The following is a 23,068-nucleotide window of genomic DNA, read 5'->3' as shown; positions in this document are numbered from 1 at the left end:
ACAGTGGGTGGCGTGAGAAAACGTCTTTGCAAACGGACAAGCCGTGACAGGACTAACAACCTGTTGCTAATGCCAACTCGTGCTAAAGAATAAATTCTTTATATCCTGACACGATCACATATAAGGCAAAGTAGGCAAAGATGAGCGCGGAAGCCATATAGGAATATCTCAATAGCTTTTGCCCTAACAACCTGCCGCCGAGGCTACCGACCAGGCACAGGGCCGCTGTCCATACGATCCCCGCCAGAAAAAAACCGCTCAGAAACAGTGCCGATCCCGTAATGCTTTGCTGCCCGAATCGGGAAATCAATGCACCACCCACCGTGGCAAACCACACAATGGCAGTCGGCGACGACATTGCCAGCACGATACCGTGCCGGAACTCACGCCACATTGACCGTCTGGGCGCACTCAGCGTGGTATCGATATCGTTGACGTTACGAAAGGCGGACAGCAGCATTTTGATGGTAAACCCCACCAGCAAAGCACCACCACCTATCCAGATGATCCACCGTACGACCTCGAACTGCAGCAACACCGCCATGCCAGCCAGCGCCAGAACGGCATAAATCAAATCACCCACACAGGTGCCGACTCCCAACCAGAACCCCTGAAAATAGCCACGCTGCATCGCCAGCGTAATCATGGCAATGTTGGCAATGCCGATATCAAGGCACAGCGACAGGCTCAACAGGAAACCCGTTGAAAAAGACATCATAACAATGGCTCCTCAGATTTAAGGCGCTCTGCGTGGGCCGTGATAGTGAAGAAGCATAAAGCGGTCAAAAAACCCCTCAATGTCGTGCGAAGAACATCTAAAGGGTACGTCGCGAATAAACGTATTTTAGGCATTGAATAACCAATCGATAACAGGCGCGAAGACATCGCATTCCCAGGCAACAGATGAGCGATGCCCTATTTAATCCAGATGAGGTTCACGGATACTGGAAGAAATTGCGGTGATAAAAGCGTTGAGTCAAGGCCGTTGACTCAGCCAGATTCAGACAAGGGAATAAACCGCGCCATGCATTAAAACGGGCGGCACAGCGAAAGCCGCCCGGAGATCCGTAACGGCATTATCAGGCGGTGGTGTTGATGTTACGCCCTACAGCCGGATTAGAGGGAAGAGCTGTCACACCCTCAACAAGCGTAGTGATGGTATCTGCCTGTTGATTCAGCGTTTTTTTCAACAGATTCGCATTGGCTTCACCGCGAGCCTGCCATTGTTCTAAACCTGCAGACAGAGTGGTGAGTTGCTGTATATCCATGCAGTTGCTCCTTATGTTGACTGAGCCCCAGACGGGGGTCACATAATACCGGCGACGGATTTCGCCAGTTGCGCATAAAGTATCGGCCTGGGGCTAAAATACTTTAATAACTCTGACGAATGAATACGAAAAGAGGAAAATTTCTTCCAGATTTAAGCACCACACAGGATTTTAGGATAGTGATATCAGCGCCGCTCATAGTACTTTCGTGAAATTGAGATTCTGAAAAAATAAACTTATATAAAATATGAAAATTATGAGCGAAAAACTCTACCCACCTTAACCACCATCGTCGTACAAAAAGGCGCAACCAACTGAATAAAATAAATAAAAAATTTTAAAAAGAATAATAAACTATATTTTTTTATTTTCCCACACTCTTTAAAAACATTAAACTATCTAAACTTAACTAATGCTCAAAAACGCATAAAAAATAAAAAACACCTATTGATATTGAAAAATTAATAGGCAAACAACCATCTTAATTTTTAAAGAAAAGGGCTAACTTTAAATAAAATTACGAACAGGATTACCCGTTAGCATACCCGGAAACAGCCACTTTCTTAGTAAATATCAAAAGGAATAGTCACTCATGAGCCAGCCTCTTTCTGATAACAGTTTAAAAGAATTAGACTTTTTAACATTTCAAAACGTAACATCGCCTTTTCTCGACAAAATCGTTGCAGAAAATCCGCCTCCCGCTGGTGAAACGCTGGATAAAGATAAAGCAATTCGTGACATGTTTGACTTGGTTCACGGTCAGTATGATATTCCATGGTCGGATTCGTCAGGTTCACGTTCTGTATCAACAGCCGGAAGATCGGTTGCGATTAGTGAATGCACAAGTAAAGAAATAATCGTGGCGATTGATTGTTTTACCGTTTTTTTTCAGTTTCTTGGCATCACAGGTAAAGTTTGTGGTGAAGCCGCTACAGAAGTTGTTAACGGCCTTACCCGAACTCAACTGGACGGACTCTCCAGTTTATTCCAGGCAATCAGTAATGCAGAGGGGGCACTGAATACTGCAACGGCAATCTTCAACCTTATTTCTGCCATTTATAAATTAACAGGTATCCGCCAAATCCTGGGAGCAATTGAGGATAACATGGCCTGGTATAACTGGGTGCTCATGGCAACCGTGATTACTGCCCAAGCGGTGGCATTGTTAGCAACCGATGGCGCTGCGTTTATCGGCGAATTAGTGCTAATGGGTGCATTTCTTACGCAACTGGGTATAGACGCCTCATCAATGGCTGACGCCTGCGGCTGGTCGTCGTAAAAGTTAATTTAAGCGTTATGAATTCAATCACTTTAAGCTTTAATCCTGACTTTCTTAACTACGTTTAATTAGCATGTTGAGCGTCAAACTTACGATGTAAGGGTGAAAATTCCATGATTAAACAGAGTGATATTCATTTGTAGAATAAAGGGCAACACGGTAAAACAGCCTATTTAACTCTTCATTTTCGGTGCCAGACTCAGGTGTAGGGTTGAATATTTTTTTGATTTACGTTGTTTGAAAGTTATTAAACCCTGCCATCAACCACAATTTTTTACTTGTTTAAGCAGACATCTCTATTTTATTCTGAAACCGCTTTTAGGATTTCTTCTAATAAAAAAACAGGGTGGTAAAAATGAAAAAATGCTTTTTTGTAATGATGATGGCAGGGTTTTCAGCTGGCGTTCAGGCTAAAGAGATATCACTTTCACCTAATCTCTCCGCGGATAGTCTTAGTATATCTGCCTCAACAGGTATGCTAGGTGGGAAATCCGGGGAACTTGTTTACGACCCTGACACGGGTCGTAAAATTAGTCAGCTGGACTGGAAGATCAAAAATGTGGCCATTTTGAAAGGCGACATTTCGTGGGATGCCTACTCATTCCTGACACTCAATGCACGTGGATGGACTTCTCTTGCCAGCGGTTCTGGTCATCTGGACGATTATGACTGGCAAAACAGTAATCAGGGTAACTGGACCGACCATTCTTCACATCCCTATACGCGTATGAATCATGCTAATGAGTACGATCTTAATCTGAAAGGCTGGTTTATACAGGGAGACAGCTATCGGATAGGTGCGGTGGCTGGCTATCAGGAGACCCGCTTCAGCTGGACTGCTATTGGCGGCTCATTTGATTACAATAATGGCACTCTGGTAGGTGATTTTCCACGTGATCAAACAGGCATAGGTTACAGTCAGCGCTTTTCAATGCCGTACGTAGGACTGACCGGGCGCTACAGAATAAATAACTTTGAATTCGGTACTCTGCTTAAATTCAGCGACTGGGTTAATGCCCATGATAACGACGAACACTATGTTCGCCAGTTGACGTTCCGTGAAAAAACATCAAGTTCGCGTTACTACGGTGCTTCAGTTGACGCAGGTTATTACGTTACCCCTAATGCTAAAGTTTTTGCTGAATTTACCTACAGTAAATACGAAGAAGGCAAAGGTGGTACACAGATTTTTGATAACGTCAGCGGCCAGTCAGGAACGATTGACGGCGATGCGGCAGGTATTGCCAACCATAACTATACCGTGACAGCAGGATTGCAGTACCGATTTTGATTATGTACTGACATTCACAGGCGAAACGCTGTTTCGCCTGTTCTTATGCTGGTTAGATCCCGCGTTATCACTAACTGCCGACAGGCGAAATTTCACCGTTAAATAAACATCGGCTCAAAACGCACCGGAAAATTCAGCGAGTTCGCAATAAAGCAGGCTTCATGGGCATGATGATGCAGCGCTTCGGCTCGGGCTGCGTCGTCCTTATTACGCAATGTCACCACGGGTTTCAGGGTGATCTGAGTGAAATGGCCCCTTTCGCCTTCAACCATGGTGCCTTCTGCCGTGTCTTCATAGGCTTCCACAATGATGCCCGCATCGGCGCAAAGATGCAGATACCACAGCTTATGGCAGGCCGACGCTGACGCCAGTAAGAGCTCCTCTGGATTCCAGCGCGTGGCATCACCACGAAAAGCGGGATCGGCACTGAGCGCAACCGTGGCTTTACCTTCCACCGACAGCTCGCCGTTTCGATCATAAGCGGTATAGGACTGCGTGCCATCCCCGCGATTACCGCTCCAGCGCACGTTGACCTGGTAGTGATGCTCCCGTTTTGCCATTCGATGTTCCTTTGGAATCGTTGAGGATAGTGAAAGTGGTTGCTCTGGCTATTTTCGTTTATGGGCGACGGCCAGCATGGTGCGGCCCAGCTGGCGTTCGGCCTGTGCATAGTCGCGCTGTGCGACCACAACAAAAAGGGCATCCAGAATATTTAACTGTGCAATGCGCGCAGCCGCGTTTTCACCGGTCAGCGGCGAGCCCTGAGCGGTGGAGCAGATCACGGTGTCGGCAAGGTTAGCCAGCGGCGAGCCAATGGAATTGGTGATGGCAATCACCGGTACGCCCTGAAGCTGCGCGGCTTTTACCGCTTCGATGATGTCCTTCGTCCGGCCGGAATGGGAAATAGCGACAACCACATCCTGCTCGTTCAGTAACGCAGCCGACATCAGCATCATATGGGGATCGTCATAAGCGGCCGAACGGGTACCGATACGCAGAAACTTATGCACCGCATCCCGCGCGATTTGCGCCGAACCGCCAAAGCCGTAAAAATCACGCTGACGTGCCCTGGCCAGCAGATCCGCGGCTTTTTCAAAAGCCGCCATATCCAGAATGGCCAGCGTTTCCTCAATCGCCTGAACGGAGGTGCGAAACACCTTACTGACGATCTCACGTGTCGTATCGCTGGGAGAAAGCTCCTGATGCATTTCGGTGATGGGCAGGCGGTTATACAGGGCGGCTTTTATACGTAACTCTTTGAAACCGGAAAAACCCAACTTCTTTGCTGTTTTCACCACCATCGCCTCAGACATCTCACAACGGCTGGCAATGGCTTTGATTGAGACATTCTCATCAAAATCGCTTGATAACACGGCATGAACCAACCGGGCTTCCAGAGAGGTTAATGAGGCGATCATTAGTCGTAACCGGGGACCTATAGCACTGACATCATCAGCTCGATTACTCATGACATACCTTATTGAATGATTATTTTTTAAATCTATCATGTCATGAGGCCCGATAGCCACGCCGCCTCAGGTGCGACGTGGTGATGCAGTAACAGGGTTTACAGAATTTACGCCTTTCGTGTCATCGCGGGCACTTTTTTACGCAGTTTCCGCCGCTCAGAGAGCCATTCTTTGAGCACGACGCCGCCCGATGCCACAATCAAAATTGCGCCCCACAGCGCCAGCGTGATGAACTGACTGAGATCCAGCAAAATCGAGGCGGTAGAGACCAACTGCAGAATCAGTAGTGACAGAATCACGCCGCTGACCCGGCCAAATCCCCCCAACGGATCGACACCGCCCAGTACCGCAGCCAGGATAGCGACCAACAGGTAGCTTTCACCGTACGCCGCGTTGGCCGAGTCGAAGCGTGCCATCATGATGATGCCCGCGATACCGGCAAATAAGCCAGAAATCAGATACACCCACACCAGGCTTTTACGCGTGTTAATGCCGGAATAATGGGCCGCTCGCTCATTGGAACCGATCATGGCTATCGACTTACCCAGCGGGGTTTTGTTGACGAAAATGCTTAACGGAATAATCGCCAGCGCAAAGATGATAAGGGCGAAAGGAATGCCGAACAGGGTGCCGTTGCCGATAAACACAATCGGTGCCGGAAAACCGGAAATAACATCCCCATGGCTGAATCCGATTGCAATGCCTTTCACCGCCGTCATCGTACCCAGCGTTGCCAGCATTGGCGGCACGCGCAGATAAGCCACCAGCACGCCATTCAGTAACCCCACCAGGGCCGACAACACCAGGCCCAGCAACAGTGCGCCAATTTGTAGCAGATCCCCGGATGCGCCCTGCATTTCAGGCATGAAGGTGGTCAACGTGTAGGCGACCGTTAAGGCGCACAGGTTGGCGGTGGCGATGATGGAAAGATCGATACCGCCGGAAAGCATAGGAATCATCATGGCGAGCGCAAGAAACCCCAGCTCCGGCAACTGGAAGCCCATCGATCGCAATCCTGCCGCCGCAAACAGCTTGTCGCCCTCAAGTAGCCCAAGACCGATCACCATGACTATCAGGATAAACAGCAGCCGGACGTTGGTCGTTCCCAACCGTTTTTCCACCTGCGCTAACACATTGCCAGTCTGCTTCATGATATCGCCCCTTCATCGACGAGCTTGTTCTGTTTGCGGGTTTCTCTGGCCATCATGATCATGGCGGCGATGATCACCAGGCCGGTACTGAATAACGACCAGTAAGATGAAACACCCAGCAGGATCAGGCCATTCTGCATCACGGCAATCAGTACCACGCCCAGTACGGTGCCCAACACCGTCCCCTTACCGCCAGTGAGGCTGGCCCCGCCGATAACCACCGCAGCCACCACATCCAGTTCCCTGCCAACCAGCGCCGTCGGGGATACCGACTGGGCAAGCTGTGCCTGAACCAGCGACGCCAGACCAGCCAGCGCCCCCATGTAGCCATAAACCAGCATATTCAGTTTGAATACGTTGAAGCCGACGCGTTGCGCGGCATCCGGATTGCCACCAGTGGCATAAATTTGTCGGCCGGTATTGCTTCTGTTGAGCAGTAGCCACGTCAAAACAAACGCCAGGACCAGGGCGATAATCTGGAAGTTCAGCGCATAGGTGGCACCTTGTGCATCGGTATAGAACACCAGTTCAAAGCCGGCGTTAAACCAGTCAGGCAGCATGAAGATGTCCTGGCCGCTGGTTACCGTCAGCAGGATGCCGAAGAAAACGTTCAGGGTCGCAATGGTGATAATCAGCGCGGAGGTTCGAAGTACGTTTACCAGCACGCCATTGATAAAACCCAGCACGATGCCCAGGCCGATGGCGACGGCAAAAATGCCCACCCAGCCCAGGCCCATATTGTTCGCTAAGGTCAGGGCAACGTACTGGGTGATAGAGGCGGTAGCGGCGAAAGAGAGATCGATGCCGCCAGTAATAATCACCACCAACAGGCCTGCGGCCATAATGCCAATAAAGGCCGTTGCACCTGAAACGTCTAAGAGATTTTGTAACGTTGCGAACTCCGTGGTGAAGACGGTCAGGAACACAATCATCAGTGTCATCACCGCCAGCAGGCGGCATTCGTGGGTATGAATAAAGCGCTGGAGGAAATCACGCATTTACTGCCTCCTTTAATTCTTCTTCGCTACAGCGGCCAGGGAAATATTCCCCATTAAGCCTGCCGCCGCGCATCACTAACACCCGATCACTGTGGTAATAAATTTCGGGAATCTCATCGGAAATCATGATGATGGCAATACCGCTGGCGGCGAGTTTGCGCACAATGGCGTAAATACCGTCTTTGGCATGGATATCAACGCCCACAGTGGGGCTGTCGAGAATCAGGAGTTTGGGTTGGGTCGCCAGCCATTTTGCCAGCACCACTCGTTGCTGGTTACCGCCTGACAGGGTTTTAACTTTGTTGTCGGGATTACCGGCTTTAATAGACAGTGAGGCAATTGCCTCGTTGACCGTTTGCTCATAGAGATCGTCACGAATCAGTCCGGCTTTATTCACCAGCTTCTCCACCACGGAGAGCGTGATGTTGGCGCTGATTGACTGCTCCAGAACTAAGCCCAGTCCCAGACGGTCTTCTGACAAATAGGCAATGCCGTACTCAATGGCATCGCGGTTAGATCGCATCTGCACGGCCTGGCCGTGAAGTTTTATTTCGCCCTGATGCGGACGCGTCAGGCCAAACAGGCTCAGCGCTAATTCGGTTCGCCCCGATCCCAACAGGCCAGTGAGGCCGAGAATTTCGCCCCGCCGAATATCAAACGAAATATCCCGGTACTCGCCTCTACGGGACAGGTTGCTGACTTCGAGCACCGTTTCGGTTTGCGGTCTGTCTTTGGCAACGGATTCATAATGGAACTCTTTACCCGTCATCAGCGTGGCCAGTTTACGGTCTGACATCTCGCGGGCATCGTAGGTGCCCAGCTTCACGCCATCGCGCATCACGGTAACGCGGTCAGCAATTTCCAGCACTTCATCCAGACGATGGCTGACAAAAACAATCGTGATACCGCGTTGTTTAAGCTGCAGGGTGAGCTTCAGTAAGGCGTCCACTTCATGGCGCGTCAGGGAGGATGTAGGTTCATCCATAATCACCAGCCGGGCATTCGCCGCCATCGCCCGGCAAATTGCCACCAGCTGACGCTGAGCAATAGAGATATCCGCCACTTTGTCATTCAGGTCGAGCGAAACGCCAATGCGCGCAACCGCTTCGGCCGCTATCTCATAAATCTTTTTCCAGTTAACCCGTTTAAAGCGGCCGGTATGCTGGCCGACGGCAATGTTCTCCGCCACGGTTAAATTGGGGAACAGCGACAGGTCCTGATAGATCACCTGCACGCCCAGGCGAGTACTTTCCACGGGCGTCAGCGGCGAGACTTCATTACCGCTAATAATAATACGGCCGCCCGGCTCGGGCTGGTGCACGCCAGACATCACCTTGATCAACGTCGACTTACCGCATCCATTCTGTCCGCACAGACAATGTACCTCGCCTTCTTCCAGCGTGAGGCTGACATCCGAAAGCGCGTGGACGCCGCCGAATATTTTCGATATGCCATCGAGTTGTAAAAATGCAGGCATAGCACTATCCCTTATCTAATCAGAATACGGGGAGGCTGACCGGATTCAGTTGAACCCGGCCAGCAGCAACATTGATGGTGTGACTTACAGGCCGAGCTTGACGAGATCGTTGACGTTGGCTTTGGTGATTTGGAGGATGCGATCCACCATGATCACTTTGTTTTCGTTATCCACGGTGGCTTCACCCAGCCCAGGGATGGTCATACCGGTTTTAAATTCCGCGTTATCCAGCGCCAGGCGTGCGACATCGGTCATCGCCAGTCCGGCTTCTTTTGGACTCCACAGGAAACCTTCACGAATCACGCCAGACATAATGTATGCGCGCGCCTGTGAGGGAATAGTGGTGCCCACCAGGGCGATTTTTTTCTCCAGATGGCGTTTCTTCAGCACGTTGCCCGCCCCGATCGGCCCGTTCGAGCCCATCGACATAATCCCTGTCACGTTCGGATGCGCTTTCAGGATATCCTGAGTAACGCGTTCGGATTCATCGATAAAGTCCGCGCCAGGAAAGCGGTCGGCGGCCAGTTTCATATTCGGGTAGTGCTCTTTTTGATACGCGATCGCGGCATCGGCCCACTGATTATGACCGGTGGTGGTTAACGTGCCGACCAGCACGACGTATTCGCCTTTTTCACCCATTTCACGCGCCAGGGCTTTCATCTGTGCTTCACCGTAGGCTTTCGCGCTCATCAGCTCCACATCCCAGGTTTTGCCTTCCTGGTTAGGGCCTTCCTGCGTGATCACCATGATGCCCGCGTCACGCGCGCGCTTCACCACCTGCGCCGTCACTTTGGTATCGAGCGGTACCAGACCAATCACATCGACTTTCTTGGCGATCAGATCTTCAATCAGTTTCACCTGCTGCGCAGGATCGGCACGCGTGGGCCCCACCATAGAGGTTTTAAGATTATTTTTTTCTCCGCCCTCTTTGAGTCCCTGATTAAGGATGTTGAACCAGGGCACACCGGCTTCTTTGACCACCGTCACCATGGTTTTGGTTTCGGAGGCCAGCGCGGACATGGGAAACGCTAAACTCACAGAGACCGATAACAGCGTAGAGATGCTTAACATTTTAATTAGATTGCGGCGATTCATTTTACTACCCCTGGTTATCATTAATATGATGAGATTTTCTCTTGCCAGAAATTGATATAAAGATGCCGCTGCCAGCAATAAAACAGCAGATAAATAATCATTTCTGAACACTGGGTATTCGTATTAATAAAAATGAGAAAATAAACCGTTCAGCCGGTTAATCTTTTTTTCCCGTTTCCCAAAACAAACCGCATAAATTGTCCGGGTGCAGCACCGAATTTACTTCAAAGAAAAGTAAAGTAAATTACCTGATGCCAATAAAGATCTCTTCTTTGATAAAGCTCACACATTCCATTAACAATTACGGTGTGCCGATCACACCGACGCACGGATCAGCGCCTCTTCGTGCTGGCTTTCCTGCGCATTAAGATAGCCGAGCGTCATGCTGAAAAAGGCCTTTTCCCCGCCAGCCAGTGACCGTACATGCCCGGCCCGTTTTTCGGCCTGATAGCCTTCAACGCCGCAGGTCGCCGGCATCGCAAAAGCGCACACCTTCTGCATAGGGTTTGCCAGAATCCAGCGTGTCAGAAAGGGGAAATTGTCGGGGTTGTAGTTCACCGTAAAAGCATCCCCGTCCGGTCGACGTAGCATGACGTGCACATGGCCATCCTGCGCTTTACGCAGATTTTTAATGTAGAAAACCAGTTCGGGATCGGGCTGCAACTCGGCAGTGATGACTTCTGTGCTGGCGGGATCTTGCTTAAGCTGCTTAAGCCTTGCCAGATAGGCATCATTCGCTTTCACGATGGCGGGCACTGACGAACGGATAACCGTGTCGGCCGCGGTAAAAGCAGCGGGCTGAATGATGCGTGCACCTTCAACATAGGCAAAGTTGGCATGGCACATGTACATCAGGTCCATGGCGTTGAGCGATAAGTTCTCTACCGCCATGCATACCTCAAAGGTGGCGCTGTCCGGACGGATAACCACCCGAGGCTGGGCCAGATAATGATCGCCAAATCCCATCAGGTACTCGCGCTCGCTCACCAGCGCCAGCCAGGGCCCTTGCGCATCCTCGCCAGTTTCAATGCGCGCCCGCTGCATCGGTGCGATGGGCATTTCACCGTGCAGGGCATGGTTGTCTTCCGCTGTTGGGTTACCGTTGCGCAGCAGCCCGGAGTGATACATAAAGCAGCCATAGGTTCCAACAATGTCGCTGGCAGGACGCGGCTCGGTAAAACGGCTTTGCATTGTCAGGTCGACGCCATCAAACATGGCCTGCCAGATCATCTGTCCATAGTAAGGGAGCACCACCAGATAGCCACGGGCGTTTTTCAGCCGAACGGCCTCAATGCCTGATTCATAGATAAAAAGTTCCGCGCTGCATCCCGCAGCATTGACGATCTCCAGGGGTTGAGTACGGAAAAAAGACTTGTGAAGCTGGAAGACTGTAGGTGACAGAGTGCGTTGCATAATCGGCCTCAGAATTTACTGATTGTTATTGTTTAGTAAACCCACTCATATTGTGATCGGCCCCATTTTATTTCAATGGGCTTTTTCGATTTTCGGGATGCCAGCCGTTGGAGAAGCCTTCCTGCGCCGTTGAAAACAGAGGAAAAATGAATAAGGGTCGCAATGAATCTTAATACTATAATATTGAGATATTTATCACAGATTATTTTTATTATTGGCAGATTCCAATAAAAAGGGAGAGAGGTTATTAATCTCTGCCCTGATTATTTTAATAAGGGCAGTATCTTGTACGATTGGGAGGGTGCTGAGAGGTCGGTTTTCAGAACCTGATGTTGTAGCGAACAACATCATCAACCTGGGCTAGCTTGTCGTAGAGTTTACGCGCGGGGTTATTTTCATTTGTCACCCAGTACACCTTTGCCCAGCCCGCCTCACGGGCTTCATCGCAGACCCTCGTGATGAGCGCTCTTCCCGCTCCCACGCCACGCGCATTTTCTTCAACGAAGAGATCTTCCAGATAGCATACGGGCTGTGTAAACCATGTGCCTTCATGTATCACGCAGACCACGAAGCCCGTCACCTTGCCATCAAATTCGGCCAGCCAACACATTAACGCTGATTCGGGCGACTGTATTCTCTGCCAGGTAGATAACGTGACGGCATCGTCCAGGTTCTGTCCGTAAAAATGCAAATAACCTTTCCAGAGGGTTAGCCAGGCAGAGTAATCCTCTGGTATGGCTTTGCGGACCTTGAGCATTGGAAATTCCTTTTGGTTAAAACAATAACTAAGCGATGACAATACGGGTGAGCTTTATCCGACTCTTGCAGCACATTGGTGCACTATCAGTAATGATAACGACGGATGCTATCAACAGGGCATGTTCACTAAGAGCATCGTCAAGCCGATGCGCAGATGTGAGACGGTGTGACCGCGGTGGCGGTTTTCCTGTCCTTTTGAAAGGGAGTCTGCTGGCACCCTTGGTGAGCGTTTTTTTACTGTGCCTTTGTCCGTTTCTTGCCATCCATCTTCAGCAGAATACGCGAGTGTTGCTCGTGAAAAGGTCGAATGATGCGGTTAACCTTATTGCCTCATGCAGCGATACAGGCAAGCGTTAAGCATCTACGCCACCTCGCCATGCTCCTGCCGGTACTCCTTTGGCGTCGTGGCATAGCTCTTCTTAAACACCGAATAGAAATACTGCAACGACGGATAGCCGCACATCTGTGAGATCTCATTGATACTCAGCGACGAACCCGCCAGCAGCTCCCTGGCCTTCTCCAGCTTCTCGCGGTGGATCATGGCGTGAATCGTATCGCCAGTTTCATCCCGGAAACGCTTCTCCAGGTTTGAGCGCGACATGCCAATGGCATCCAGCACCTGCTCAACCTTGATGCCCTTGCAGGCGTTGAAGCGGATAAAGTGCATCGCCTGAATGACAGCGGGATCGTGCAACGAACGGAAATCGGTGGAACGGCGGGCAATGACTTTTACCGGCGGCACTAAGATGCGCTGTAACGGCAGAGATTGTTGATCGAGCAGGCGATGCAGCAGTTTAGCGGCCTGGTAACCCATCTGCCGCGATCCCTGAACGACTGAGGACAGCGCCACGCGGGACAGGTAACGCGTCAGCTCTTCGTTATCGATCCCGATAACGCACAGCTTCTCTGGCACCGGAATTTTCAGGTATTCGCAGGCCTGCAGCAGATGGCGCGCACGGGCGTCGGTAACGGCGATAATGCCGGTATGGGGAGGAAGCGTTTGCAGCCAGTCGGCCAGACGGTTTTGTGCGTGCTGCCAGTTCTCAGAGGCAGTCTCCATGCCCTGATAGACCACGCCCATGTAACGCTCGCGCATCACCATTTTGCGGAACGCCAGTTCACGCTCCTGCGCCCAGCGTTTACCGCTGGAGGCCGGTAAACCGTAAAAGGCGAAACGGTTGATGCCGCGCTCTTTCAGATGCAGAAAGGCGCTTTCCACCAGCGCAGTGTTATCGGTGGCAATATAGTGTACTGGTGGATAGTCTTCTTCCCTGTGATACGAACCGCCCACGCCGACAATCGGCACAGCCACGTCGGCCAGAGAGCGCTGAATCGAACTATCGTCATAATCCGCAATAACCCCGTCACCCAGCCATTCCTGAATATTATCAATGCGGCAACGGAAGTCCTCCTCAATGAAAATATCCCAGTTGGTCTGCGAAGCTTGCAAATACTCGCCAACACCTTCTACTACCTGACGATCGTAAACCTTGTTGGCGTTAAACAGCAGGGTAATGCGGTATCGTTTTTCATGCATAGTGGCACAGTCCCTTTAACTCCCAGCGCATTGCATAACACAGCTGGATGCGCCACAGAAATGGTTTGCGCCACAGTGTGATCGTTCACACGATTACAGGCGGCGACGCGTGGCGGTATCCATCCACACCGCTAACAGTAAAATGGCCCCTTTGACGATGTACTGCCAGAAGGTCGGCACATCCATCATGCTCATACCGTTGTCCAGTGAGGCCATGATAAACGCGCCCATCACGGCGCCCGCTACCGACCCCACGCCACCCGCCAGGCTGGTGCCGCCAATCACGCAGGCCGCAATGGCATCCAGCTCGGCAATGTTCCCGGCGGAAGGGGAACCCGCGCCGAGCCGCGAGCTGAGGATCAGCCCGGCAATCGCCACCATCAGGCCGTTGATGGCAAACACCGCCAGCTTGGTGCGCGCCACGTTAATACCGGAGAGCCGCGCGGCATCAATGTTGCCGCCAATGGCATAGATACGGCGTCCAAAGGCAGTGCGAGTGGCCATAAACATCCCCACCAGCAGCAGCAATGCCAGTAACAGTACCGGTGTCGGTACGCCGCGATAGTCGTTCAGCAGCCAGATCGCGCCCAGTACCAGAACGGCGGTAATGGCCTGCCGTGCTACGGTGCCGGAGGCGGCAGGTTGAGCCAGACCCAGTTGCTGACGGCGCAGTCGTAGGCGCCACTGCCACAAAATAAACAGCGCCAGGCCCGCAAAACCAAAGCCAAAACCGATACCGCCGGGCAGGTAACTTTGACCGATCTGCGACATCGCCGGACTCGTTGGGGCCACGGTGGTGCCATTGGTGATGCCCACCAAAATGCCGCGAAACGCCAGCATGCCGGCCAGGGTCACAATAAATGATGGCACCTTGCGGTAAGCCACCCACCAGCCGTTCCAGGTGCCGAGCAACAGCCCCAATACCAGCGTGACCACGATAGTCAGCGGCAGCGGCCAGCCCAGCCAGACGTCAAAGATTGCCGCCGCGCCGCCCAACAGCCCCATCATGGAGCCGACGGACAGATCGATCTCGGCGGAGATAATTACAAACACCATGCCCACCGCCAGAATGCCGGTGATCGCCGTCTGGCGCAGCAGGTTAGAGACGTTGCGCGGGCTGAGCCAGGCACCGTCGGTCGTCCACGTAAAGAACAGTGCAATCAAGACAATCGCCCCCAGCATCACCAACACCTGCAGGTTACGCAGGCCGAGCTTGCTGGATACGTGCTTGTTAGCTGGTGCCGCTACGGCAGGTTTACTCTCGCTGTTAAGCATAATGTTCACTCCGTAGGGCGGCTTCCATCACCTGCTCCTGAGTCAGATTGTCGTTAATCAGATCGGCTTTGATTTGCCCTTCATGCATAACCAGAATGCGATCGCTCAGGCCCAGCACTTCAGGCAGCTCAGACGAAATCACAATCACCGAGATGCCCTGCTTTACCAGGGCGTTGATCAGCACATAGATCTCCTGACGCGCCCCAACATCAATGCCGCGCGTCGGCTCGTCCAGAATCAGGATTTTTGGGTTGAGTAGCAGGCACTTCGCCAGAATCGCTTTTTGCTGATTGCCGCCGCTGAGGCGACCAATCGGCAGCTCAGGCGAAGAGGTTTTCACCCGCAGTCGTGCAATGGCGGCGTTGATGGCGTGCAGTTCTTCGGCCTCATCAATGGTGGAAAGCCGATGACTGAACTGGTCCAGCGCGGCCAGCGTGATGTTTTTGCCTACGCCCATCAGCGGCACGATGCCGTCTTTTTTACGATCTTCCGGCACCATGGCAATGCCGTGCGCGATGGCGTGCTGGCAGTCGCGAATCGTGACTTTTTTGCCGTGAATCGCTATCTCCCCTTGCCAGCGGCCGGGCCAGACGCCAAACAGGCACTGCACGGTTTCCGTTCGACCCGCACCCACTAATCCGGCAATGCCGAGGATTTCCCCCTTTCGCAGGGTAAAAGAGACGTTGTTTACCCGCTTCACGTGACGGTTAACCGGATGCCAGGCCGTCAGGTTATCGACCTGCAACACCGTGTCGCCAATCTCGTGGGGCGAATGGGGATAAAGCGCCGTGAGTTCGCGTCCCACCATCATGGTGATGATGTCATCCTCACTCAGGCCCGCAGCAGGTCGGGTGGCAATGTGCTGACCATCGCGAATGACACAGATCGTGTCCGAGATAGCCTTCACTTCGTTGAGCTTGTGCGAGATATACACGCAGGCAATGCCATGTTCGCGCAGGTTCTGGATGATGCTGAGCAGCACTGTCGTCTCCTGCTCGGTCAGCGAAGAGGTGGGCTCATCCAGGATAAGCAGGCGCACCTGCTTGTTAAGGGCACGGGCAATCTCCACCAGCTGTTGTTGCCCAAGGCCCAGTTCGCCCACGCGCGTATCCGGGGAGACGTTGAGTTTGACGCGCTCCAGCAGCTGCTGGCAGCGCAGCGTCATGGTTTCATCATCCACCATGCCGAAGCGCCCCAGCTCTGCGCCGAGAAAGATGTTCTCCATCACCGTAAGTTGCCGCACCAGCGCCAGCTCCTGGTGAATAATCACAATACCTTTGCGCTCGGTATCGCGAATGGTCTGCGCCTGAATAGCGTCCCCGGCAAAGTGGATCTGCCCGTCGAAATCCCCGTGCGGATAGAGTCCGCACAGGATTTTCATCAACGTTGATTTGCCCGATCCGTTTTCACCGCACAACGATAGCACTTCACCCGCATCCAGCTGCAGGCTGACGTTATCCAGCGCCTTCACCGCGCCAAAGCGCTTGGTGATGTTCTTCATTTCCAGCAACATCGTTTACTCTCCTTCGCGTAGCGCGATTAGAGTTCGCTTTTCTTGTGGAAACCGTCTTTCACCACGGTGCTGTCAATGTTGTCTTTGTTCACCTCAATCGGTGTCAGCAGGCGCGCTGGCACATCTTTCAGGCCGTTGTTGAGTTTGGCATTGCTGGCTGGCGTCTGACCATTGCCCAGCTCGATGGCAATCTTCGCGGCTTCGGTAGCCAGTTCTTTGATGGGTTTGTACACGGTCATGGTCTGGGTGCCGTTCATAATGCGCTTGATGGCGGCCAGATCCGCGTCCTGCCCGGAAATAGCGACTTTACCGGCCAGCCCCTGAGCACTCAGCGCCTGAATCGCGCCGCCCGCGGTGGCATCGTTAGAGGCGACAACCGCATCGATATTGTTTTTATTGGCAGTCAGGGCGTTTTCCATGATCTTCAGCGCGTTTTCCGGTAGCCAGGCATCAACCCACTGGTCGCCGACGATTTTAATGCTGCCGTTATCGATATAGGGTTTTAACACCTTCATCTGCCCTTCGCGGAACAGGCGCGCGTTATTGTCTACAGGTGATCCGCCCATCAGGAAGTAATTTCCTTTTGGCACCTTTTTCACCAGACTTTCCGCCTGCATTTCACCCACTTTTTCATTATCAAAGGAAATATAAAAGTCGATATCGGCGTTATTTATCATACGGTCATAGGCCAGCACTTTAATCCCTTCACGTTTGGCTTCTGCCACCACGTTACTTAATACCTGACCGTTGTAGGGAATGATAACCAGCACATCAACGCCGCGGTTGATCATATTTTCTATTTGCGACATCTGGGTTTCTTCGTTGCCATTGGCTGACTGCACAAATACTTTTGCGCCTTGCGCCTCAGCCTGTTTAACAAAGATGTCACGGTCTTTTTGCCAGCGCTCCAGGCGTAAATCATCGATTGCCATACCGATTTTGACTTCTTTTGCCAGACTGGCCTGACTGAACAGGGCCAGCGCCGCAAAGGCAGCGAGTAATGCAGGTTTCATTTTCATCATGGTCATCCTGTAGGGAACGGTTATTGTCGTTGTAAGGCTATGAACCAGGCGGATGAATTGTTCACCTTATTTTCAGCTGCCAGCAATTACTGATTTTTATCCCGCTATTACGTTTTTTGGTTTATTTCTGTATTTTTGAGCGCGATCGAAAATTTTACATTTTCAGACTCGCCGATCGCGACATAAAACCTGTCAGGCGTCATAAAGCCTTCATATTTTTTTGCGAGCAAGTGCACAATAAATAATTATCTTACTGGCTGTGTGAAATATCGTAATTGAGCGCGCTGAGAGCGGGTACGCACAATAACGCTTCTGGGTAACCCATTCGGGGCCGATGCTAAGGAGCCAACCATGCACGCTTATTTTGACCAGCTTGATCGCGTTCGCTACGAAGGAACAAAAACCACCAATCCCCTGGCGTTCCGCCATTACAATCCGGATGAAGTGATCATGGGTAAAACCATGGCCGAGCATCTGCGCTTCGCCGCCTGTTACTGGCATACGTTCTGCTGGAACGGTGCGGATATGTTTGGCGCGGGCGCGTTTGATCGTCCGTGGCAAAAAACGGGCGAAGCGCTGGATCTGGCAAAACTGAAAGCGGACGTGGCGTTTGAGTTTTTTCACAAACTGAATGTGCCCTATTACTGCTTCCACGATGTAGACGTGTCACCAGAAGGGGATTCGCTGAAAAGCTATCGCGAAAACCTGGCCGTCATGACCGATAAACTGCAGGAAAAACAGCAGGAAACCGGAATTAAACTGCTGTGGGGCACGGCGAACTGCTTTACGCATCCGCGCTACGGTGCAGGTGCTGCGACCAGTCCCGATCCGGAAGTCTTTTCCTGGGCAGCCAGCCAGGTATGCAGTGCCATGAAAGCGACCCAGACGCTGGGCGGCGAAAACTATGTGCTGTGGGGCGGTCGCGAAGGATACGAAACCCTGTTAAATACTGACCTGCGCCAGGAGCGCGAGCAAATCGGCCGCTTTATGCAGATGGTGGTTGAGCACAAGCACAAAATCGGATTCCAGGGCACGCTGCTGATCGAACCTAAGCCGCAGGAACCCACCAAACACCAGTATGATTATGATGTGGCCACGGTTTATGGCTTCCTGAAGCAGTTTGGTCTGGAAAAAGAGATTAAGGTGAACGTCGAAGCGAACCATGCGACGCTGGCCGGCCACTCTTTCCATCATGAAATTGCGACGGCAATTGCCCTTGGCGTGTTTGGTTCGGTGGATGCTAACCGTGGCGATCCGCAGTGCGGCTGGGATACAGACCAGTTCCCGGTCAGCGTGGAAGAAAACGCATTGGTGATGTACGAAATCATCAAAGCAGGCGGTTTCACTACCGGCGGCCTAAACTTTGATGCCAAAGTACGCCGTCAGAGCACCGATAAATATGACCTGTTCCATGGCCATATCGGCGCGATGGACACCATGGCGCTGGCGCTGAAAGTGGCGGCACGCATGCTGGCTGACGGTGAGCTGGATAAACGCGTAGCACAGCGCTACAGCGGCTGGAACGGCGAATTTGGTCAGCAGATTTTGAAAGGTGAATTCTCGCTGGATGCGCTGGCGGCTCATGCACATCAGCAGCAGTTTAATCCGCAGCACAACAGTGGACGCCAGGAACAGCTGGAAAACCTGGTGAATCACTATCTTTATGACTTTTAATCCGTAAGGAGCGCGACATGGTAATCGGGATCGATATCGGCACATCCGGCGTCAAGGTGGTGCTGCTGGATGAACACGGGCAGGTTGTGGCAGTGGAAACCTCCCCCTTGACGGTTTCCCGCCCGCATCCGTTGTGGAGCGAACAAGATCCCGAAAGCTGGTGGCTGGCCACGGACCGCGCCGTACAGGCCCTGGCCCACCAGCATGACCTGAGTGGCGTAAAAGCGATTGGCCTGACCGGGCAAATGCACGGTGCTACGCTGCTTGGTGCACAACATCAGGTGTTGCGCCCGGCCATTCTCTGGAATGACGGGCGCAGCGGCGATCAGTGCCATACGCTGGAGCAGCGCGTGCCTGAATCGCGTCAGATCACCGGCAACCTGATGATGCCGGGTTTCACTGCGCCAAAGCTGCTGTGGGTAAAAGAGCATGAACCTGACGTCTTTGCTCAGGTCGCAAAAGTGCTGTTGCCCAAAGATTACCTACGCTGGCGGCTGAGCGGCGAATTTGCCAGCGATATGTCGGATGCGGCGGGCACAATGTGGCTGGACGTAGAAAAGCGTGACTGGAGCGATGTGATGCTGGCAGCCTGCGGGCTGGAACGACGCCAGATGCCTGCGCTGTTTGAAGGTAATCAGATTACCGGTACCTTGTCGGCGGCTATTGCACAGCGCTGGACACTGCCGCAGGTGCCCCTGGTGGCGGGCGGTGGCGATAATGCGGCAGGTGCAGTTGGCGTCGGCATGACAGCGCCGGGGCAAGGCATGCTGTCGCTGGGGACATCCGGAGTTTATTTTGTCGTCAGCGACGGCTATCTCAGTAATCCGCAACGTGCTGTTCACAGCTTTTGCCACGCTCTGCCGCAGCGCTGGCATCTGATGTCCGTGATGCTCAGTGCCGCGTCCTGCCTTGACTGGGCGGCTGCGCTGACCGGCTGTGACGATGTTCCGCATCTGCTGGCGGAGGCAGAGCGGGCAAAACAGGATGCGCCGTCGCTGTGGTTTTTGCCTTATCTGTCGGGAGAACGCACCCCGCATAATAATCCGCACGCCTGCGGCAGCTTCTTTGGCTTTACCCACCAGCATGGACGGCCCGAACTGGCGCGGGCGGTGCTGGAAGGCGTGGGGTTTGCACTGGCCGAAGGGATGGATGTGGTACACGACTGCGGCGTCACGCCCAGCAGCATCATGCTGATTGGCGGCGGTGCCCGAAACGGTTACTGGCGACAGATGCTGGCCGATATCAGCGGACAGACGCTGGATTACTGCGAAGGCGGCGATGTCGGACCCGCACTGGGCGCTGCACGTCTGGCGCAAATGGCGCTGGATGAGAATCTGACCGTGCCTGCCCTGAAGCAGGTGCAGCGCCACCAGCCGGACCCGGCGCGTCATGCGCACTATCAGCCGAGACGTGAGACGTTCAGCCGGCTGTATCAGCAGCTGCTGCCGTTGATGCAGCAGTAATCCAAACCCGAGGGCAACGACGTTGCCCTTTTATTTGAGCGATGTCTCCCATCATGCTCACAACTATCTGCCACAGTGGCACTGTCGGGCTATCTTGCCCTCATCATTTCCTCAGGGTTCATAAAGGTTGTTGCAGCAGAATCTGACCCTGCGCGACCAACGATGCAAATCGCGCGATTCATGCGAAAAAGTAGCCTGAAAGTTGAAATGGTGAGAGGTGCATCTGGTATGGACATGGATCACCACGTAAACCGGCTTCTTTGTGAGGCCGGTTTACATCAGTCAGGTTACTTAGCCAATTGCCCCCAGCGCATCGTCCTGGCTCTGCTTCTTCGGCAGCAGGAACAGCGTTGCCACAATATCCAGCAGGTAGATGAGCGCCAGTAAGGTAATGGCCGCCACAAAAGAAAACTTGCCTGCCAGCAGGCCAATAACCAGCGGGCCAAACCCACCGACGCCACGTCCCAGGTTAAACAACACATTTTGCGCGGTGGCGCGCACCTGCGGTGGAAAGGTATCCGAGATTAATGCCCCGTAACCGCCGATCATGCCGTTTACAAACAGCCCCATCAGCGCGCCGGTGAACAGCATAACAGTGGGATCGCGCAGTTGCGCATAAACCACCACCATCACAACTGCGCCGAACTGGTAAAGCAGGAAAATTTTCCAGCGCGCAAAGCGATCTGCCAGCACGCCAAACAACCAAATCCCGAAGGTCATCCCTACGACAGTGACCGCCGTCCAGATGCCGGATTTCGTCAGACTAAAACCAAAATTTGAGGAGAGGTAGCTCGGCATCCAGATCATCAGGCCGTAATAACCGAAGTTCTGGACGGAGCAGAGAATAAAAATCCCCAGGCTGGCTTTACTGGTGGCGCGGTCTTTAAACAGCAGTTTCAGTCGGGCGGGAAAGGACAGTGAGGGAACATGTTGGATCTGACGGGTAAAGCTCTCAGGCTCGCCCATACTGCGGCGAATGACAAACGACACCAGCGCGGGCAGCAGTCCCACCAGGAACATCCCGCGCCAGCCAATAACACTCAGCAGCGGTGGCGTGATAAATGCCGCCAGCAGAACACCCAGTTGCCAGCCGATCCCGACCCACGCGGAGGCGCGGTTGCGTTTCTCTGCCGGCCAGGCTTCCGCAATCAGCGCCATGCCGATGCCAAACTCACCGCCAAGCCCCATTCCCGCCAGCGTGCGATAGGCCAGCAGATCCCAGTACCCCTGAGCCACCGCACACAGACCGGTAAAAAGGGAAAACATCAAAATGGTGAGCGTTAACACACGAATACGACCATAGCGATCGCTGAGATGACCAAACACAATGCCGCCAATTACGGCACCAATCAGCGTCCAGGTCACCAGTGAACCGGCCTGGGAGGGATCAAGTGCCAGAGACAAGCTAATCGCGGGCAGCATAAACCCCAGAATAAGCAGGTCGAATCCATCCATGGCATAACCACTGATGGCGGCCAGCATCGCTTTAGCAGGCGTAATGCTCTGTTTAGAAGGGGAAGAAGAGGACATGAGTCAGCACCCGTTGGTTAAAAAACTGGCGCAAGTATAAAGAGCTACGATGATGGGGTCTATGCAGAATAGCCGCAACCGTGTGCCGGAATCGCACACGGTTGCCCAGGATCAAGACGGCTTATTGCTGCCGTCGTCGCCGGATAACAGCTCATCAAGCCTGTCACCGCCGACATGACGGAAATCCTGTCCTTTAACGAAGTAGAAAATGATTTCGCAGATGTTCTGGCAGCGGTCACCGATACGCTCAATGGCGCGGGCGCAGAACAGTGCCGTTAATACACTGGGGATGGTACGCGGATCTTCCATCATGTAAGTCATCAACTGACGCACAATACCTTCGTACTCTTTATCCACTTTTTTGTCTTCGCGGTAGATCTGAACGGCTTCGTTAAGATCCATACGCGCAAACGCGTCCAGCACGTCATGCAGCATCTGTACGGTGTGGCGGCCCAGGGATTCCAGGCTAACCAGCAGCGGCAGATGTTGCTGACCAAACTTCTCCAGTGCGGTACGGCTGATTTTCTCGGCCACATCGCCAATGCGTTCCAGCTCGGAAATGGTCTTGATAATTGCCATCACCAGGCGCAGGTCGATAGCGGTAGGCTGACGTTTGGCGATGATGCGGACGCAGGCCTCATCAATCTCCACTTCCATCATGTTGACCTTCTGGTCGCCATCAATGACGCGCTGGGCCAGATCACCGTCCAGATTATGCATCGCGGTGATCGCATCGGTCAGTTGCTGTTCGACCAGCCCGCCCATGATCATCACCTGAGTGCGTATGTGCTCCAGCTCAGCATTGAACTGACCGGAGATGTGTTTATTCAGATTTAAACTGTCCATGGCGATCT

The 23,068-nt window shown here is 52.8% G+C and carries 20 protein-coding genes; 4 read left to right on the top strand and 16 right to left on the bottom strand.

Features of this window, described 5'->3' with window-relative positions; all coding sequences use genetic code 11:
- Positions 1-82 precede the first annotated feature (82 nt).
- A complete protein-coding gene (locus NR177_RS12110) occupies positions 83-718 on the bottom strand; it encodes a LysE family translocator (RefSeq protein WP_145394550.1) in 636 nt (211 codons plus the stop codon).
- A 361-nt stretch (positions 719-1,079) separates the two neighbouring features.
- Positions 1,080-1,268, bottom strand: a complete 189-nt coding sequence (locus NR177_RS12105; protein WP_063877794.1) for a YjfB family protein — start codon at positions 1,266-1,268, stop codon at positions 1,080-1,082.
- Between the two features lie 592 nt (positions 1,269-1,860).
- On the opposite strand from NR177_RS12105, the gene NR177_RS12100 reads away from it, so the two are divergent.
- Complete coding sequence (locus tag NR177_RS12100) at positions 1,861-2,547, top strand: hypothetical protein (RefSeq protein WP_145394549.1); 687 nt, start codon at positions 1,861-1,863, stop codon at positions 2,545-2,547.
- Between the two features lie 355 nt (positions 2,548-2,902).
- A complete protein-coding gene (locus NR177_RS12095) occupies positions 2,903-3,838 on the top strand; it encodes an omptin family outer membrane protease (RefSeq protein WP_145394548.1) in 936 nt (311 codons plus the stop codon).
- A gap of 98 nt (positions 3,839-3,936) precedes the next feature.
- Here NR177_RS12095 and NR177_RS12090 read toward each other — a convergent pair whose 3' ends face one another.
- From NR177_RS12090 to xylF, 12 genes are all read right to left on the bottom strand, one after another.
- Positions 3,937-4,398 carry an OsmC family protein gene (locus tag NR177_RS12090; protein WP_145394547.1) on the bottom strand — a complete coding sequence of 154 codons (462 nt, stop codon included), beginning with the start codon at positions 4,396-4,398 and terminating at the stop codon, positions 3,937-3,939.
- Between the two features lie 48 nt (positions 4,399-4,446).
- Positions 4,447-5,346: a MurR/RpiR family transcriptional regulator gene (locus NR177_RS12085; RefSeq protein ID WP_063877790.1), complete on the bottom strand. Its 900-nt coding sequence runs from the start codon at positions 5,344-5,346 to the stop codon at positions 4,447-4,449.
- Between the two features lie 68 nt (positions 5,347-5,414).
- A complete protein-coding gene (locus tag NR177_RS12080) occupies positions 5,415-6,458 on the bottom strand; it encodes an ABC transporter permease (RefSeq protein WP_145394546.1) in 1,044 nt (347 codons plus the stop codon).
- Entirely contained in the window at positions 6,455-7,456 is a 1,002-nt protein-coding gene (locus tag NR177_RS12075) for an ABC transporter permease (RefSeq protein WP_109717944.1), read from the bottom strand. Before NR177_RS12075 ends, NR177_RS12080 begins: the two co-directional genes overlap by 4 nt.
- Positions 7,449-8,933 (bottom strand): sugar ABC transporter ATP-binding protein, encoded by a 1,485-nt coding sequence (locus tag NR177_RS12070; protein ID WP_145394545.1) that lies wholly within the window; start codon positions 8,931-8,933, stop codon positions 7,449-7,451. Before NR177_RS12070 ends, NR177_RS12075 begins: the two co-directional genes overlap by 8 nt.
- 84 nt (positions 8,934-9,017) lie before the next feature.
- The gene (locus tag NR177_RS12065) at positions 9,018-10,028 is read right to left on the bottom strand and encodes an autoinducer 2 ABC transporter substrate-binding protein (RefSeq protein WP_109717946.1); all 1,011 of its coding nucleotides are present in this window, start codon (positions 10,026-10,028) and stop codon (positions 9,018-9,020) included.
- A 315-nt stretch (positions 10,029-10,343) separates the two neighbouring features.
- Complete coding sequence (locus NR177_RS12060; protein ID WP_109717947.1) at positions 10,344-11,441, bottom strand: aldose 1-epimerase family protein; 1,098 nt, start codon at positions 11,439-11,441, stop codon at positions 10,344-10,346.
- Positions 11,442-11,760: 319 nt separating this feature from the next.
- A complete protein-coding gene (locus tag NR177_RS12055) occupies positions 11,761-12,198 on the bottom strand; it encodes a GNAT family N-acetyltransferase (RefSeq protein ID WP_241568106.1) in 438 nt (145 codons plus the stop codon).
- Between the two features lie 363 nt (positions 12,199-12,561).
- The gene (gene xylR / locus NR177_RS12050; protein WP_172897252.1) at positions 12,562-13,737 is read right to left on the bottom strand and encodes a D-xylose utilization transcriptional activator XylR; all 1,176 of its coding nucleotides are present in this window, start codon (positions 13,735-13,737) and stop codon (positions 12,562-12,564) included.
- A 93-nt stretch (positions 13,738-13,830) separates the two neighbouring features.
- Positions 13,831-15,012 carry a xylose ABC transporter permease XylH gene (gene xylH / locus NR177_RS12045; protein WP_096012552.1) on the bottom strand — a complete coding sequence of 394 codons (1,182 nt, stop codon included), beginning with the start codon at positions 15,010-15,012 and terminating at the stop codon, positions 13,831-13,833.
- Positions 15,005-16,525 (bottom strand): xylose ABC transporter ATP-binding protein, encoded by a 1,521-nt coding sequence (locus NR177_RS12040; RefSeq protein WP_256852970.1) that lies wholly within the window; start codon positions 16,523-16,525, stop codon positions 15,005-15,007. The genes xylH and NR177_RS12040 overlap by 8 nt, the downstream gene beginning before the upstream one ends.
- Before the next feature lie 26 nt (positions 16,526-16,551).
- Complete coding sequence (gene xylF / locus NR177_RS12035; protein ID WP_109717948.1) at positions 16,552-17,544, bottom strand: D-xylose ABC transporter substrate-binding protein; 993 nt, start codon at positions 17,542-17,544, stop codon at positions 16,552-16,554.
- Positions 17,545-17,898: 354 nt separating this feature from the next.
- Here xylF and xylA point away from each other — a divergent pair, with 354 nt between their 5' ends.
- Positions 17,899-19,221 (top strand): xylose isomerase, encoded by a 1,323-nt coding sequence (gene xylA / locus NR177_RS12030; RefSeq protein ID WP_256852969.1) that lies wholly within the window; start codon positions 17,899-17,901, stop codon positions 19,219-19,221.
- Between the two features lie 17 nt (positions 19,222-19,238).
- Positions 19,239-20,684: a xylulokinase gene (gene xylB, locus NR177_RS12025; RefSeq protein WP_256852968.1), complete on the top strand. Its 1,446-nt coding sequence runs from the start codon at positions 19,239-19,241 to the stop codon at positions 20,682-20,684.
- A gap of 291 nt (positions 20,685-20,975) precedes the next feature.
- Here the strand turns inward: xylB and NR177_RS12020 are convergent, their stop codons facing one another.
- Together NR177_RS12020 and phoU are read right to left on the bottom strand one after the other, a co-directional pair.
- Entirely contained in the window at positions 20,976-22,214 is a 1,239-nt protein-coding gene (locus NR177_RS12020) for an MFS transporter (RefSeq protein ID WP_063877778.1), read from the bottom strand.
- A 111-nt stretch (positions 22,215-22,325) separates the two neighbouring features.
- Entirely contained in the window at positions 22,326-23,060 is a 735-nt protein-coding gene (phoU, locus tag NR177_RS12015; RefSeq protein WP_063877777.1) for a phosphate signaling complex protein PhoU, read from the bottom strand.
- Between the last annotated feature and the right edge of the window lie 8 nt (positions 23,061-23,068).

Origin of the sequence: Pantoea sp. Fr+CA_20, assembly GCF_024520835.1 — a bacterium.
In the GTDB taxonomy this organism is placed as follows: domain Bacteria; phylum Pseudomonadota; class Gammaproteobacteria; order Enterobacterales; family Enterobacteriaceae; genus Pantoea; species Pantoea allii.
Note: the sequence above shows the minus strand (reverse complement) of the source record. Positions and strands in the feature narration are given on the sequence as shown.